Genomic DNA, 492 nt, shown 5'->3' with positions numbered 1-492 from the left:
TCCTGTTACATTTAATGATGTAACCTGTGACTTTGGTGTTGTAACTTGTACATCTACAGACCTATAATCATCTTCTACTGTTCCACTTTTACTCTTATGCTTTACATGTACTACAAATGAATAGTTACCAGCCTTAGTTGGTTTAAATTCTACACTGTTTTTAGTACTATAATCACTTAGCACTGTCCATTTGCCAGTACTTCTATCACATACCCATAACTTATACAGTGTATCTGCTGCTGGTGTTCCTTCTGCCTTCATAGTTAAAGTTGAACCTACAAATTTGTCTCCTGTTACATTTAATGATGTAACCTGTGACTTTAGTTCTGTAACTTGTACATCTACAGACCTATAATCATCTTCTACTGTTCCACTTTTACTCTTATGCTTTGCATGTACTACAAATGAATATTTACCAGCCTTAGTTGGTTTAAATTCTACACTGTTTTTAGTACTATAATCACTTAGTACTGTCCATTTGCCAGTACTTCT

General features: G+C 34.1%; 1 pseudogene. It reads right to left on the bottom strand.

Annotated features, from left to right (window positions below):
• Nucleotides 1–492 (bottom strand): annotated as a pseudogene (locus ABDZ93_RS10685) (hypothetical protein); the annotation flags it as partial.

The sequence above is a fragment of the Clostridium subterminale genome (assembly GCF_039521425.1).
Classification (GTDB): Bacteria; Bacillota; Clostridia; order Clostridiales; family Clostridiaceae; genus Clostridium_J; species Clostridium_J subterminale.
The sequence above is the reverse complement of the archived record's forward strand: the minus strand, read 5'-3'. Positions and strand labels throughout refer to the sequence as shown.